Below are 14,321 nucleotides of genomic sequence, written 5' to 3' on the forward strand. Positions count from 1 at the left end.
AGGTTGGAACGTGCTCCTGTGTAAAAATTATCTCGTAACAGTTTGAATGCACAAGAAAAATGAAGATAAATCAACACGCTAGGTTTTCCGTTGCGCCGATGATGGATTGGACGGATCGGCATTGCCGCTACTTTCATCGCCAATTATCGGCGCATGCGCTGCTCTATACTGAAATGGTCACAGCGGATGCGATCATTCATGGTGACCGTGAACGGCTGCTTGGGTTTTCACAAAATGAACACCCTGTTGCGCTTCAGCTGGGTGGTTCAGAACCTGAAAAACTAGCGCTTGCTGCCAAAATTGGGGCTGATTTTGGCTATGACGAAATAAACCTCAATGTTGGTTGTCCTTCGGATCGTGTGCAAAGCGGCACATTTGGCGCATGTTTGATGCGAGAGCCGCAGCTTGTCGGTGATTGTGTGAAGGCAATGAAAGAGGCGGTGACTTGCCCTGTAACTGTGAAATGCCGTATTGGTGTTGATGAACAAGACACGCTGGTGGCGCTTGACGAATTGGCGAATGCAGTTGTCGATAGTGGTGTCGACGCACTATGGGTTCATGCGCGCAAAGCGTGGCTTGAGGGGCTAAGCCCGAAGCAAAACCGTGATGTGCCGCCGCTTGATTATGAGCGTGTTTATGCATTGAAACAGCGCTTGCCTGATGTCTTTATCGGCATCAATGGCGGAATTTCGACGCTTGATGAGGCGTCTGTGCATCTTGAGCATGTGGATGGTGTGATGCTCGGGCGTGCAGCCTATCAAGATGCAAGCCTACTCACAGAAGTAGATAACCGCATTTATGGGCAAGAAGACAAAGTCTTTGCCAAGCCCTTTAATTGGCAAAACCTGTGCGATGCGATGATGCTTTATTGCGATCAGGAAATGGCTAAAGGCGTAAGGTTGTCGGCCATCACGCGCCATATGATAGGCCTCTTCCATGGATTACCCGGTGCGCGACGGTACCGACAAATTTTATCAGAAGAAGCACGGTTAGATACCGCAAAGCCTGAGGTCATCGAACGGGCTTTTGGCGCTGTAGTGTTGCCATCGCAAATTGAGGACGTCGCTTAGTCTCGAAACTCCAGCGTGTCACCAGCCACACTAAAGCCGGTCAATTCATTCATGAATGTCATGCCAAGCAAGCTGGATTTTAAATCTTGTTTATTGGCAATAAGCCCGCGTATGTTTTTGCGGACAATTGAGCCAATCTGAATTGAGCCAATTCTAATAGGGGCTGCTGTGGTGCGGCCATTTGCAGTGTCCACAGAAACACTGAAGTTCAAACGATCAGGGGTGAAGCCCGCACGAATTGCATCGTCATAGGTCAAGACTACAGCGTTTGCACCAGTATCAAACAGGAAATCAATATCCTGTGCATTGACCACAGCTTTGACAATAAAATCGCCTGACTTGCCTCTTGCAATTTGTACACGATTATCATCAAGGCTGACCGGTTGACCTGGATTAAGCGAGGCCGTGATGCGCTGCCAAATTGGTTTTAAATCATCCTTGAATGTATATCCCCCAATGAGAAGAAGCCCAGCAAGAAGCCAGATGCCAATATCACGAAGAACTTTTGAAAATTTAAGGCCGCGCAGAGTGAAGCCAGAGGCGATCAAGAGACCAATAATGGTGAGATAAGAAATATTGGCAAATTGTTCGTCTTCAAGGCCCAAAACAGTGCTTCCTTCGGGCAACACAAGCAAAATGACGAGGGTGAGTGCCAAAAGCCCCAGCAACAGCAAAAGAAGGTGGCTACTACGCATTTTTTAAAGTGGCCTTCGCACGGTGGCGGGCGTTGCGTTTCTCACGCCGCTTTTTAGTCAAAGCATCGAGACGCTTATCACTTTGATCAATAATATTTTTTTTCATTGAGTTGGATAACGTCGCCCATCGATCGATTTCGCTCTGTGTGCGCCCACAACCAAGACACACATCTTCATCGGTATCTTTAACGCAAAGGTTGATGCATGGGTCGGCTGGGTTTTCCATGGTTGATGCTGTGTCGATGTTGTTCATGTGTTGAATGTAGTTAGCCCGATTAAAAAAGCAATCTCTGTGATGACCTGTATCGCTCCAATGGTGTCGCCCGTTTGTCCATTGATTTGTTTGATGCAAAGAGTGCGAAAAGCAATCAGTGCAATGATCACTATAACCATGCCGATAAAAACACTAAGTGCTGGGAAAGCAAAGAATGTGAGGGTGAGGGTGCTGATGATGCCTGTTGCCAAAGCCCATGTCATGGCTCGCTCATCAGGCTGACCAAAGGACGCTGCCAGTCCATCTTGTCGCGCGAGTGGTAGGCTTTGCCAGAAATAGACTTGAACAGCACGTGAAAGCATTTGGCTGGCCAGATAAGCCAAAATGCCAGCAAGAAGTGATATTTCGATAAGAGCGGTAAGAAGCGCAAAGCGTAAAATCAGCGCCATGATGGATGCAGCAACACCAAAGGCGCCGACGCGGCTATCTTTCATAATGGTAAGTTTGTCTTCCAGTGTACGTCCACCACCGAACCCATCAGCACAATCAGCAAGTCCATCTTCATGCAAAGCGCCTGTCACAGCGAGTTGTATGGTAATAGTCACGGCAGCAACTACCATGGGCGGTACATTCAATAATCCCAAAAGAACCATAGCGCTGATAGCAGGGATTGCGATCAAAAAGCCTGCGACAGGAAACATACGCGAAGACCTCTTGAAGTCTGGCTTATCATGATTTGCCAAAATTTCAGGTATTGGAAAGCGTGATAAAAACTGCACGCAAACCGTGAGATCTTTGAATAGAAGATTATTTGATATCATACGGAAACTACTAAATGTATTTTAAAAGATGAGGAAAGGTATGTAGTTGTCATGTTCTGGATACTTGAAATAATCAATAGACAGGTGATAGACAAGGCAACTGCAAAATCTTGTTTGTGATTCCGTCTTTTTATCTGGTTCTCATAACCACATTAAAGTGCGCGCATGTTAAAGGGAAGACTGAATTATAATGACTGCCGATAACGATCCGCTTGATGACATTCGCAATCTTGTCAAAATGATGCCCCACGCAGACCAAGAGGCTGTAATTGCAGTAAAAAATCGAGATAAAGAGCTTACCAAACCAGTCGGGTCGCTAGGCAAATTAGAAGAACTCGTTGAGTGGTTAGCGGCGTGGCAAGGGGACCCAAAACCCGTCATTACACGCCCGCTTGTGGTTATTTTTGCAGGTAATCACGGAGTGGCGAATAAAGGTGTCTCTGCTTATCCGCAAAGTGTGACACAGGCGATGGTTGAAAACTTTGCAGCTGGTGGTGCTGCTATAAACCAGCTCTGTCTTTCCAATGACCTTGGCTTGAAGATTTTTGATCTAGCGCTTGAAGTGCCAACGCCTGATATCAGCGAAGAAGATGGCTTTGATGCGTCTGGCTGTGCGGCGACAATTGCCTTTGGTATGGAAGCTATTGCCGGCGGCACAGACCTTTTGTGTATAGGTGAAATGGGCATAGGCAACACAACAGTAGCCTCTATTTTATATCATGCGCTTTATGGTGGTGAGGCTAGCGATTGGGTAGGGCCAGGAACCGGTATTAATGATGATATGTTGGCGATTAAGTGTGAAGTAACAAAAGTTGCAGTTGAGCGCGCTGGTGGTCCTGTATCACGCTCAGGCATTGATGGTATAGAGGTTCTACGCCGCCTTGGGGGGCGTGAAATAGCGGCAATGGCCGGCGCGATTATTGCTGCACGCCACCAAAGAATTCCAGTTATTGTGGATGGTTTTGTCGCGACCGCCGCAGCCGCTGTTTTACATTCGGTGCGAGCGGATGCAATCGACCACTGCCTGTTTGCTCACAAATCTTCAGAGCCAGCTCATGACGCAGTCCTAAAGAGGCTGGGCAAAGAACCTCTATTCGATTTTAACATGAGATTAGGCGAAGGCACCGGTGCGGCGCTTGCTGCAGGTATAGTGAAAGCGGCAGCTAAAATGCATGGTGATATGGCAACATTTGAGCAGGCAAAGGTTCCAAACTCACTTTAAGCTGATAGGCGATGATTCTGCTGGTCGCTTTCCAGCCTTTGTGCCGGCTTTTTAATGGGAGCCAATGCTTCCATAACGCGTATTCTTGGCAATGATACTGTAACAGTTGTTCCCACCCGCAGCTTTGATTTTAAATTAAACGTACCACCATGAATGTTGATGAGAGCCTGAGAGATTGGCAGGCCAAGGCCTGTTCCTTGTTCTGCATTTTTAATAGCAGATGAGCCTTGGCCGAATTGTTCCATAACAGTTGGAATTTCATCTTCAGGAATGCCTGGCCCAGTATCCTCAACTGATACATATTGCCCCCCACCTGATGTCCAACCAGCATAGATAGTTATAGTGCCGTTTTGTGGGGTAAATTTCACTGCGTTAGAGAGAAGGTTTAAAACAACCTGACGTATCGCGCGTTGGTCTGCCCAGACTTTTGGCATTTTATTCTCAAACAAGAAATTGATTTGTATTTTCTTGTTTTTGGCACGTATTTCTATAAGCGTTTTGCAATCTTCGACGACTTCGACAAGACAAACTGCTTCTTCATTTAAATCGTAACGTTCTGCTTCAATGCGCGATAGATCAAGAATCTCATTGATCAAATTGAGAAGGTGATCACCACTTGAATGAATATCGACGACATATTCTTTGTATGAATCATTTTTAAGAGGACCAAGTAATTCGCTCTTCATGATTTCCGAAAAGCCGATAATAGCATTTAATGGTGTGCGCAACTCATGGCTCATCGTTGCTAGGAAGCGTGATTTTGCAATATTTGCTTCTTCTGCTCTTCGTGCAGATTCATTAGATACCAATGTTGCCTCTTCCAGATCGACAATAAGATTGTCTTTCTCATCACGTATATTGAACACTTGAATGAAGTTCTCTTTGATATGACGGGCCATTAAGATGAAGAGAATTTGCGCGATAATAAACAGGCTAGCCATCATGATCATGCTTGTATAGCCTGAAAGGCCGAAACTTAAGGTTAGAACCATAGTGATGGGTAAAATATCGCAGAGTAACGCCAAAGATATATGGGCGCTGATGAAGCAATAAATTGCAGCAACAAGCAGCAACGTTGTAAACATGAAGACGGGCTGGCTTAGCGATGGTGTGGTAACTGGAATTAAGAGAAATGTAGACCAAATGATACCACTTAGAAGACTGCAACAAATTAAGCTACGGTTCCATGCGGTGATTTTTTCATCACTTAAAGATTCTTTCTTTAAAAACCGTTTGGTGACGTGGATTATAAGCATCTGCGCGCTTAAGCTGACGACCACCCATGCGATGACACCAAAATAATTCAGCCAGGCAAGACTGGCTAAGCCCATAAAGATAATCATCGCTACGATTAGCGGTGATATGCGGAGAAAGTTTTCTGCATGGATGGTTAGTATTGCTTTGTCAAACTCTATGGAATGACCACTTTCAGAAGTCAGCGCCCCACGCGTTTGTTTGATAGCTTTGCCTAATTTTGTAATTGGCATAATACGACGTTTTACGCTATTTCCCCGTATTGAACTATTTGATGTCTTCGCGTCGTGCATATACATTCCTGATCGTGCTTTCTTGCACCTCACCAGTAGTAATATGTTTTATAAGGCTTAATATCTGGCTGAAAGATATGGTTAAAATTTAATAAACGTGCGATTTTGTGTTTGGTGTTGAATAGGCCGATAACAAATGTGCGGTTTGATGGTGTCCTGTCAAAAAAGGTAGGGAGTAGGGAAAATTTCTTATCGTGGAAGCATAGATAAGCTTGTCACTGAGATCGGCGCTTGTCGGATATGCGTTGATGCGCCTAAAGGCAATCCGCTGCCGCATAGCCCGCGACCCGTCATCCGGCTATCAACAACCGCAAGACTTTGTATAGCAGGGCAAGCGCCAGGAAATCGCGTGCATCAATCCGGCATTCCTTTTACAGACCCATCAGGTGATAGGCTTCGCGACTGGATGGGCATTAGCGAGGATATATTTTACGATACAAGAAAATTATCCATTGTACCGATGGGGTTTTGCTTTCCTGGAAATGATGAAAAAGGTGGGGATCTACCTCCACGAGTTGAATGTCGCAGCCATTGGCATGAGCGCATTTTTGCTGCCATGCCTCAAATTGAATTGATCCTCCTCATTGGCCAATATGCACAAGCCTATCATCTGGGTGATCAACGTGAAAAAACGCTGACCGCGACAGTTGCTAACTGGAAAAACATTTGGAAAAAACAAGACGTGCCGCGCGTTTTGCCTCTGCCTCATCCTTCTTGGCGCAATAATGGTTGGATTAGAAAAAATCCATGGTTTTCGGATGAACTACTGCCTGTGTTGCGTGGCGAAGTTGCTCGATTAATAAATTAAGCCTGAATCGAAAATAAATTCCATTAAATGTAATTTTTATCTTATATTTTGGAAGAAATAGTCTTATATGTAGCGTAAATAGGAATGGAGTTTCGTTTATGCTGGATCGCCTTGATCGAAAAATACTATCAATTATTCAATCTGATGCCACTGTTTCAGTGGCCGAGATTGGTAAGCGCGTTGGCTTGTCAACGACACCGTGCTGGCGGCGTATACAGAAAATGGAAGAAGATGGCGTCATTTTGCGACGCGTCGCTGTGCTTGATGCCTCAAGTGTAAATGCGTCGGTGACAGCCTTTGTTTCGATTGTGACGAGTGATCATTCTGACGAATGGTTGAAGAGGTTTGCGGAGCTTATTCGTGAATTTCCTGAAGTGGTCGAATTTTACCGCATGGCAGGGCAGGTTGACTATCTGCTACGTGTCGTGGTGCCAGATATTGCTGCCTATGACGCTTTTTATCAAAAGCTGATTGAAAAAATTAAAATATCGGACGTTTCAACGACATTTGCTATGGAGCAGATAAAATACACGACAGAGTTGCCGTTGAACTATATTCCGCTTGCAAAATCGGATAAGTCATCAACTGAATAAGTATATCAAGGTGCCTGTGCTACCAAGGGGCTAGCACAGGCACCGATACTATTAGTCACGTAAAAGCGTGATCAAACTTGACGTGTCATGGCGATTGCCGCCGCGTTTTTGAATTTGGCTATAAAACTGATCAACGAGAGCCGTAACAGGTAAATGTGCGCCATTGCTATTGGCTTCTTCTAGACAAATACCCAAATCTTTACGCATCCAATCAACGGCAAACCCAAAGTCGAATTTGTCTTCAGCCATGGTTTTGTAGCGATTGTCCATCTGCCATGAACCAGCAGCACCCTTTGAAATAACATCAAAGACGGCATCCGTATTCAGTCCAGCTTTTTGTGCAAAAGCCATGCCTTCCGACAGGCCTTGTACAAGACCAGCAATACAAATTTGGTTGACCATTTTAGTGAGCTGACCAGAACCAGCAGGCCCCATCAGGCGGGCGGCACGGGCAAAATTCATGATCACTGGCTCAGCTTTGTCATAATCTTCTTGTGAGCCACCGCACATCACGGTCAACGCACCATTTTCGGCGCCAGCTTGCCCACCAGAGACTGGGCCATCAACAAAACCTGCACCAGCGGCTTTGCACGCATCAGATAATTCGCGCGCTGCACCTGCAGAAGCAGTAGTGTTGTCGATTAAGATCGCGCCCGATTTGAGCGATTGAACACAACCGTCAGGTCCAGTTGTGACAGAGCGCAAGTCATCGTCATTGCCAACACAACAAAAGACGAAATCAGCACCATCAGCCGCCTCGCGCGGTGTTGCCGCAGCCTTGCCACCAAATTCAGACGCCCATTTTTCCGCTTTGGTTGTTGTGCGGTTATAGACGGTCACGTCATGATCGCTCTTTGTCGCTATATGTCCTGCCATTGGGTAGCCCATTACACCAAGGCCGATAAATGCCACTTTTGCCATTAAAAATTCTCCTCATTTTTATGGGTTGGCCTAAAATAACAAGGCCCGTTATCTCTAGGAAATACATAATTGCATCGTGCAGGTATAGTGAAAATTGTCTCTAAACACAGCAAATTGCATACAATATGCATTTTAGGTCTATTTGTATGGGGTATTAGATGGCAGGTATGCGGACGAAGTGATCGTACTGGAATAGTTACTCAATGCCCATCCCGTACTTAAGAGCAGACATTCAAATTTCCTTAAAGTTTTTTACCATTCCAATGATGACCAACTCTCTCACCATATTTTTTAAAATCACCAACCTCATCAAACCATTTTCCACTGAAGGTTCTAAAATCTTGTGAAAATTTTACGCGAAAATCTCCAGAGCCATATAGATCTGTCCAAATACACGAAAGGGTTTGTTTGACTAGATTGCAGCTATCCAATTTCCCAGTTTCTATTTCATTCACGCCTTTAAATTCATAGTGGCCACTTATTTTCCCATCTAAAGAAACGGAAAAAACAGTCTTGCCAGGGTAATTTCCATTAGACCATATTTGCCCCTTATAAATACCATCAATATTCTCCGAGGCAGATGAAGAATATGTTGTGAAAAATATGATTGTAAAAGTAAGAAAGTAGTGAGTTATAATTTTCATTTTTACCTTCCAGCGATACCTATTAAGATAAACTATTGTGATGCAACATCCGTTAATTTATCATTGATATTGAATGCTCCTTTGTAGTGCAGCGGCTAAATGTCAAATGCGCTGAACGGAATGAAAGAGACGCTGTCACCCTCATTTTTATGCTTTGACCTAAAATAACGAGGCCTATTAACTCTAGGAAATACATAATGGCATCGTGCAGGTGTAGTGAAAATTGTCTCTAAACACAGCAAATTGCATACAATATGATTTTAGGTCTATTTGTATGGGTTATTAGAAGGTGGGTATGCGGACAAACTACCTTTTTCAATTTAAATTGTTGTCTCGGTTACGACAGAGCTAAAATCGACACGTCGCGCTAGCAGTGGACTGTTCTAGAAACTACAATTTCCCATCCGCCGTGTTCAACACCTCCCCAAACAATTGTTGTGCATCTACAAAGAGTCATGATACCTTCCCGCAATGAATATTCCAATATTTTTTGTAGGTGGAGCGAGCGCCTCAGGTAAATCATTCACTGGTTCAAAGATTGCTCAAGACGCAGATCTAACGATTGTCGGTCTCGATGATTATTACAATCAGATCGCAAAAGAAGACCTGACCGATAACACCAAAGACGACCTAACCAAAGAACTTTCAATCATACTGTTAGGACATTTGATCGAGTCTAAGGCGCAATGCATCGTGGAAGGAGCGTATCTTAATCCCTACGATACCTTAAAATTTAGTGCTGGTCACTTATATCCTGTATTCTGCGGCTATCCAAATGCCGATCCAAAAAAACGTCTTGATGAAATTAATTTGCAGAAGGATATTAAAAAAAAGCATTGGTTGACCTGGAAAGATCCTGACTATGCAATCTCCTGGCTTAAGACGCATATAGATGGAAGCAAATGGTATCAGAATGAATGCAAGAAACATTCAATCCCATTTGTAGATTTTTCAGATTTCCAACACGGTGAAAATGAGCTTATGGAACACTATAGAAAATTCGCAAAAAAAGATTGATCAAACCATTGCGAATGTCTGCGAAGCGTAGAACATACATGAAGACAAGTTCAATCTTGACCATAGCATTCCACGACATCCACTTAGTTGGAAAAATGGGCTCAGAGCGGAAATTGTAGGCACTTCTTGTATTACTATTTAACAATAGGTGGCGAATGATCATTGAATGCAAACGAACTCTTTGGAGTGCAGCGGCTAAATGCCAAATGCGCTGAACGGAATAAAAGAGACGCTGTCACCTTCTTCCAAACTGGTTGTTTCCTCATTAATCTCGATCAATCCATCAGCCTCGCGCAAACCTGAAATAAGGCCTGAGCCATCGCGTTTGAATTTATCGACCCGCAATTGGCCGCCATCATGGTGCAAGATACCGCGTAAAAACTCACGTCGGTCTGGTTTTTTCTTATTAATAGAAAAGGCGGCAGGCAGAGGGTAGCGCACTGGCTCTTGCCATTCAGCGCCACCAAGCGCCAGAATAATCTGCCGCGAATAGAGCAAGAAACAAACAAAAGCAGCGACAGGATTGCCGGGCAGGCCGATGAAAGCAGCCTCGCCAATATGACCAAAGGTCATGGGGCGTCCGGGCTTGATGGCCAGTTGCCACATATGGCGGCGGCCAACCGCATCAAGAGCGGTGAGCACGTGATCTTCCTCGCCGCGACTGGCACCACCCGTGGTTAAAATCACATCATGTGTTTGGGCCAGCTCATTGAGTTTTGCTTGGATTGTCTCAAGATTATCCGGCAAAATTCCTACATTGTTGACACTTACGGGTAGGGGTGCGAGCAGGCTTTCGAGCAGAGGACCATTTGAATTATAAACCTGACCGGGTTTGATATCATTGCCCGGCATAATGAGTTCATCACCCGTCGATATAATGGCAACCTTTACTGTCTTGAACACGCTAACGCTAGCACGCCCAAGAGAAGCAAGGCCTGCGATATCCTGTGGCGTCAAGAGGTGACCAGACGAAAAAAGAACGGCGCCTTGTTTGACGTCTTCGCCAGCACGCCTGCAATTGGCGCCCTGTTTGAGGCCGGGTGGAATGGCAACAAATTTGGTGCCGTCTTGTTCGTGGGTCTCACAATCCTCTTGCATGGCAACCGTATCAGCGCCTGCAGGCATAGAAGCGCCTGTGAAAATGCGACCAGCACCTTCTGATGGCAGGGCCACGGGATTGGTGTCACCCGCCGCAATGCGCGTTACAATGGGAAACCAACCACCTGAGGTTTCATAAGCTGAATGGGCAAAGACATATCCATCAACAGCTGCATTGTCGCTTAAGGGAACATTGAGGGGAGCGGTGACTTCTTCGGCGATAATGCGTCCGAGCGCCTGTGTAAGCGGTATGTCTTCGGTTTTGCCAAGGGGCTGAACTTGTTTTTTTAAAATAGCCAGTGCTTCAGAATGCTTAAGGCGGTCTTTGTCGTGTAAAAAGCAGTCGTTTAATTCGGGCCTACTCATGATTGTTCCGCCGGTTTTTTATTCGGTAGCCCAACATGACCGAGGATAAAATCAGCCATAGTTGTTATGTCATTGATATCAAAATCAGGCAGGCTGGTTGTCACTTCATGGTCATGCGCAATAGCAACAATCGAGAGGTCGTCGGGGGCTATTTCTTCACGGGAGCGGGCCTCTACACGCCGACATTCAATTTTCGGGTGTGGCTCGCGTTTATAGCCTTCTATGATCACGAGATCGACTGGGCTTAGCCTTTTGAGCATTTCATCCAAGGCTGGTTCTTCATCGCCGCGTAATTCATGGACAATTGCCCAGCGGTTCTGCGAGCTAATTGCGACCTCTGTCGCGCCGCTTTCACGGTGGCGATAGCTGTCACGTCCCTCATGATCCATCTCAAAAGTTTTATGGGCATGCTTGACAGTGGAAACGCGATAGCCACGCGCGGTAATCTCGCTGACAAGCTCGCAAACAAGAGTGGTTTTGCCAGAATTCTTCCAGCCTGTAACGCCAAATACGCGCTGGGTCGTCATTGTGTCGTTCCTTTAAGAAGCTCTTGCGCGGTTTCAAAATCTTCTGGTGTGTTGATATTGAAAAAGGGATCGATGGTTAGGTCATCAAGATGAATAGACTTAAAGTCCGCAGTTGCCCAGTTGTGGCGCTCTACCCATAAAAGCACCTTGCGGTTTTTTTCATCTTGCAGCCATGTATCCAAATCATCCGCAAGCATCACAGGCCACAGCCCAAAAGTTGGATGACGGCGATCATTGGATGTGGCCAGCACAACCGTTTGCTCATCATCCGCTTTTGATTTTAAGGCAGCCACTAGATTGTCAGGAAAAAACGGTGTGTCAGCGGCGGCTGTCACAATGAAGCTTGGTACTTGTTCTAGTTTTTGTGCATAGCGCAGCCCCGCCAAAACACCTGCTAACGGACCCGCAAAACCATCAATCGTATCTGGAACGATTGGTGCGGCAAAGCCTGCAAAGCGGTTTGGGTCGCCATTGGCATTGATAATCACATCGCCCGTTTGTGCTTTCAACCGATCAAAAGCATGAGCCATGACTGGTTTGCCGCCAAGAGGGATCAAACCTTTGTCGCCACCACCCATGCGTCTGGACAAGCCGCCCGCTAGTAAAACCCCTAAAACACTCACTCAGCCGCCTCATTTTTTGCGCCTTTGCGGCGGTGTTTCTGGTCTTCATCGTCTGCTGTCGACATGTCAGCGTCAAAGATGATGCGCTCTTGACCGGCCAAGGCCACAAAGCGGGCACCGCGCGCGCGGCCAATTAACGTTAAACCTGCCTGTTTGGCAAGCTCGACACCCCAAGCCGTGAAGCCCGAGCGAGAGACGAGAATGGGGATGCCCATTTTGACGGTTTTTATAACCATCTCAGAGGTCAGGCGGCCTGTTGTGTAGAACATTTTGCTCGCTGGATCGACTTGATTTTGATGCATATAGCCCGCGATTTTATCAACTGCGTTGTGCCGTCCCACATCTTCCATATATACGAGCGCGCGGTCTTGTTCACACAAAACACAGCCATGAATAGCACCCGCGCTTAAATAGAGTGATGGCGCGGTGTTGATGGCTTTTGTGAGTGAGGCTAGCCAGCTGGTGCGAAGAGTTGCGCCCTTGGGGAAGGAAAAACCTTCAAGGCTTTCCATTAAATCGCCAAAGGTCGTGCCTTGTGCACAGCCTGATGTGCGCACTTTTTTCTTCATTTTGTCTTCGTAATTGGTTTCGCGTTCTGTACGCACCACAACGACGCCCAGATCATCATCAAAATCAACACCGGTGATGATGTCATCAGGTTTCAACATGTTTTGGTTCAATAAAAACCCAATGGCCAGAAAATCAGGATGATCGCCAATGGTCATCATGGTGACCACTTCCTGCGTGTTCAGGTAAAGCGTCAATGGGCGCTCGGTCACCACCTTGGTCGTAACGCTTGCACCAGTATGGTCGATGCCAGTGACAGCGGTGGACAGACCGGGTGCATCGGGGTCGGGTTTTATGATGAAATCACTCATGGTTTGAGAATAATCACGGTTTCGCTGCTGGCGCAATCGGTGCGACGGTATGATTTTCTATCCGCTCAAGCTTTTTAACCCAAAGCCCACATAAAAGAGCCAAAACACCAGAGCCAATCATAACAATAACCATGGGCCAGATGCTGAGGTGAATATTAAGCCACTCGGCGGTCAAGGTTGCGGCAATAGCGCCAAAGCCGATTTGTGTGAAGCCGATGGCACCACTTGCGGTTCCGGCGATTTCGGGTTTGATGCTGACAGCGCCTGCAATGGTGGAGGGGAGCGTGAGGCCATTTGCAATGGATGAAATAAAGCAAGGGACAAAGAGGCTTGCTGGATGAACATAGCCCGCACTGAAAAGCGCTGCCACAAGCAAGATGCCACATATATTGATAAAACATCCGGTCATGATCATACGCACAATGCCTTGTCTTTGTGCAAACCTGCCAGACAGGAAATTTCCAAAACCATAACCAGCTGCGATCATGATGAAGTAAAGCCCGTAACCCGTTGGTGTAAGGCCTAAAATTTTGTCCGATAAAAGTGGCGCGCCTCCCATAAAGGCAAAATAGGCAGCTGATGAAAACCCACAGGTAATAGCAAAAGCAATGAAGCGTTTTTCACGTAATAAAGAATTATAATTTCCTGAGAGCTGGCGGATGCTTGTTTTCTTGCCAAGATAAGGATTGGTCTCGTGCAAATTGATGAAAGCACCCACGAAGACTGCGCCCGCCAACGCCAGCATAAACAGCGAACTGCCCCACCATGCGACATTTTCCTGTAGTAGGCCTCCAATATAAGGAACCGCCATCGGTGAAACCGTCATTGCCATAGTGACATAGCCAATCATGCTGGCGGCTTTATCTCGCGTATATAGATCGCGAATGATGGTTCGAGCCAAAGCAATGCCCGTGCAAGCGCCCATACCCTGCAAAATTCGACCTGTAATAAATATTTCAATCGTGGGTGAAAAAATACAAATAACGCTGCCGACCATAGAAATAAGCATGCCAATCAAAATAATTGGTCTTCTACCGAAAAAGTCTGATAGGGGGCCGAGCACAAGCTGTGAAAAAGCAATCGCGACCAAAAAGAGAGAAAGGGCGAGTTGTACTCTTCCATAGTCGGTATCGAACACATCAACAAAGGCCGATAGCGAAGGTGCAATTATATTGATGCCCGCGGGTGCTACCATAGAAATAGCTACGAGAATAAAAACTGAAGGCACGCGCTTTTGTCGTGGGCTTTCAAAGGGCACGGATTGGTCTTGATCCAAA

General features: G+C 46.1%; 16 protein-coding genes. 5 read left to right on the plus strand and 11 right to left on the minus strand.

Annotated features, from left to right (window positions below):
- The first annotated feature begins 59 nt into the window (after positions 1-59).
- The gene (gene dusA, locus ABJ081_09515) at positions 60-1,070 is read left to right on the plus strand and encodes a tRNA dihydrouridine(20/20a) synthase DusA (GenBank protein ID MEP6356910.1); all 1,011 of its coding nucleotides are present in this window, start codon (positions 60-62) and stop codon (positions 1,068-1,070) included.
- Here dusA and ABJ081_09520 read toward each other — a convergent pair.
- The 3 genes from ABJ081_09520 to ABJ081_09530 are packed head-to-tail and all read right to left on the minus strand — an operon-like array spanning position 1,067 to position 2,800.
- Positions 1,067-1,765 carry a TIGR02281 family clan AA aspartic protease gene (locus ABJ081_09520; protein ID MEP6356911.1) on the minus strand — a complete coding sequence of 233 codons (699 nt, stop codon included), beginning with the start codon at positions 1,763-1,765 and terminating at the stop codon, positions 1,067-1,069. The genes dusA and ABJ081_09520 overlap by 4 nt on opposite strands.
- A complete protein-coding gene (locus ABJ081_09525) occupies positions 1,758-2,018 on the minus strand; it encodes a DUF1289 domain-containing protein (GenBank protein MEP6356912.1) in 261 nt (86 codons plus the stop codon). Before ABJ081_09525 ends, ABJ081_09520 begins: the two co-directional genes overlap by 8 nt.
- Entirely contained in the window at positions 2,015-2,800 is a 786-nt protein-coding gene (locus tag ABJ081_09530) for an adenosylcobinamide-GDP ribazoletransferase (protein ID MEP6356913.1), read from the minus strand. Before ABJ081_09530 ends, ABJ081_09525 begins: the two co-directional genes overlap by 4 nt.
- Positions 2,801-2,990: 190 nt before the next feature.
- Between ABJ081_09530 and cobT the strand changes: the two genes are divergently transcribed.
- Positions 2,991-4,022 carry a nicotinate-nucleotide--dimethylbenzimidazole phosphoribosyltransferase gene (gene cobT / locus ABJ081_09535; GenBank protein ID MEP6356914.1) on the plus strand — a complete coding sequence of 344 codons (1,032 nt, stop codon included), beginning with the start codon at positions 2,991-2,993 and terminating at the stop codon, positions 4,020-4,022.
- On the opposite strand, the gene ABJ081_09540 is transcribed toward cobT, so the two are convergent.
- Positions 4,019-5,569, minus strand: a complete 1,551-nt coding sequence (locus ABJ081_09540) for a HAMP domain-containing sensor histidine kinase (protein ID MEP6356915.1) — start codon at positions 5,567-5,569, stop codon at positions 4,019-4,021. The two genes, cobT and ABJ081_09540, sit on opposite strands and share 4 nt — an antisense overlap.
- A 292-nt stretch (positions 5,570-5,861) precedes the next feature.
- On the opposite strand from ABJ081_09540, the gene ABJ081_09545 reads away from it, so the two are divergent.
- The gene (locus ABJ081_09545) at positions 5,862-6,377 is read left to right on the plus strand and encodes a uracil-DNA glycosylase family protein (GenBank protein ID MEP6356916.1); all 516 of its coding nucleotides are present in this window, start codon (positions 5,862-5,864) and stop codon (positions 6,375-6,377) included.
- A 101-nt stretch (positions 6,378-6,478) separates the two neighbouring features.
- A complete protein-coding gene (locus tag ABJ081_09550) occupies positions 6,479-6,970 on the plus strand; it encodes an Lrp/AsnC family transcriptional regulator (protein ID MEP6356917.1) in 492 nt (163 codons plus the stop codon).
- 51 nt (positions 6,971-7,021) lie between these two features.
- Here ABJ081_09550 and ABJ081_09555 read toward each other — a convergent pair whose 3' ends face one another.
- Together ABJ081_09555 and ABJ081_09560 are read right to left on the minus strand one after the other, a co-directional pair.
- Complete coding sequence (locus ABJ081_09555) at positions 7,022-7,891, minus strand: NAD(P)-dependent oxidoreductase (protein MEP6356918.1); 870 nt, start codon at positions 7,889-7,891, stop codon at positions 7,022-7,024.
- 242 nt (positions 7,892-8,133) lie between these two features.
- Complete coding sequence (locus ABJ081_09560; GenBank protein MEP6356919.1) at positions 8,134-8,535, minus strand: hypothetical protein; 402 nt, start codon at positions 8,533-8,535, stop codon at positions 8,134-8,136.
- A 471-nt stretch (positions 8,536-9,006) separates the two neighbouring features.
- Here ABJ081_09560 and ABJ081_09565 point away from each other — a divergent pair, with 471 nt between their 5' ends.
- Positions 9,007-9,552 (plus strand): hypothetical protein, encoded by a 546-nt coding sequence (locus tag ABJ081_09565; protein MEP6356920.1) that lies wholly within the window; start codon positions 9,007-9,009, stop codon positions 9,550-9,552.
- A 195-nt stretch (positions 9,553-9,747) separates the two neighbouring features.
- Here the strand turns inward: ABJ081_09565 and glp are convergent, their stop codons facing one another.
- Genes glp through ABJ081_09590 form a run of 5 tightly spaced genes read right to left on the minus strand, consistent with a single transcriptional unit; the run spans position 9,748 to position 14,320 of the window.
- Complete coding sequence (gene glp / locus ABJ081_09570; protein ID MEP6356921.1) at positions 9,748-11,016, minus strand: gephyrin-like molybdotransferase Glp; 1,269 nt, start codon at positions 11,014-11,016, stop codon at positions 9,748-9,750.
- The gene (mobB, locus tag ABJ081_09575; protein ID MEP6356922.1) at positions 11,013-11,543 is read right to left on the minus strand and encodes a molybdopterin-guanine dinucleotide biosynthesis protein B; all 531 of its coding nucleotides are present in this window, start codon (positions 11,541-11,543) and stop codon (positions 11,013-11,015) included. The genes glp and mobB overlap by 4 nt, the downstream gene beginning before the upstream one ends.
- Positions 11,540-12,166, minus strand: a complete 627-nt coding sequence (gene mobA / locus ABJ081_09580) for a molybdenum cofactor guanylyltransferase MobA (protein ID MEP6356923.1) — start codon at positions 12,164-12,166, stop codon at positions 11,540-11,542. The genes mobB and mobA overlap by 4 nt, the downstream gene beginning before the upstream one ends.
- Complete coding sequence (fdhD, locus tag ABJ081_09585; GenBank protein MEP6356924.1) at positions 12,163-13,044, minus strand: formate dehydrogenase accessory sulfurtransferase FdhD; 882 nt, start codon at positions 13,042-13,044, stop codon at positions 12,163-12,165. The genes mobA and fdhD overlap by 4 nt, the downstream gene beginning before the upstream one ends.
- Positions 13,045-13,057: 13 nt before the next feature.
- Positions 13,058-14,320, minus strand: a complete 1,263-nt coding sequence (locus ABJ081_09590) for a multidrug effflux MFS transporter (protein MEP6356925.1) — start codon at positions 14,318-14,320, stop codon at positions 13,058-13,060.
- Position 14,321 lies beyond the last annotated feature (1 nt).

It is taken from the genome of Hyphomicrobiales bacterium (genome assembly GCA_039989895.1).
GTDB lineage: Bacteria > Pseudomonadota > Alphaproteobacteria > Rhizobiales > JACESI01 > JACESI01.

Excerpts from the sequence above, each read along its gene's own strand:
- dusA (MEP6356910.1), top strand. The coding sequence starts at position 60 with ATGAAGATAAATCAACACGCTAGGTTTTCCGTTGCGCCGATGATGGAT.
- ABJ081_09520 (MEP6356911.1), bottom strand. The coding sequence starts at position 1,765 with ATGCGTAGTAGCCACCTTCTTTTGCTGTTGCTGGGGCTTTTGGCACTC.
- ABJ081_09525 (MEP6356912.1), bottom strand. The coding sequence starts at position 2,018 with ATGAACAACATCGACACAGCATCAACCATGGAAAACCCAGCCGACCCA.
- ABJ081_09530 (MEP6356913.1), bottom strand. The coding sequence starts at position 2,800 with ATGATATCAAATAATCTTCTATTCAAAGATCTCACGGTTTGCGTGCAG.
- cobT (MEP6356914.1), top strand. The coding sequence starts at position 2,991 with ATGACTGCCGATAACGATCCGCTTGATGACATTCGCAATCTTGTCAAA.
- ABJ081_09540 (MEP6356915.1), bottom strand. The coding sequence starts at position 5,569 with ATGCACGACGCGAAGACATCAAATAGTTCAATACGGGGAAATAGCGTA.
- ABJ081_09555 (MEP6356918.1), bottom strand. The coding sequence starts at position 7,891 with ATGGCAAAAGTGGCATTTATCGGCCTTGGTGTAATGGGCTACCCAATG.
- ABJ081_09560 (MEP6356919.1), bottom strand. The coding sequence starts at position 8,535 with ATGAAAATTATAACTCACTACTTTCTTACTTTTACAATCATATTTTTC.
- ABJ081_09565 (MEP6356920.1), top strand. The coding sequence starts at position 9,007 with ATGAATATTCCAATATTTTTTGTAGGTGGAGCGAGCGCCTCAGGTAAA.
- glp (MEP6356921.1), bottom strand. The coding sequence starts at position 11,016 with ATGAGTAGGCCCGAATTAAACGACTGCTTTTTACACGACAAAGACCGC.
- mobB (MEP6356922.1), bottom strand. The coding sequence starts at position 11,543 with ATGACGACCCAGCGCGTATTTGGCGTTACAGGCTGGAAGAATTCTGGC.
- fdhD (MEP6356924.1), bottom strand. The coding sequence starts at position 13,044 with ATGAGTGATTTCATCATAAAACCCGACCCCGATGCACCCGGTCTGTCC.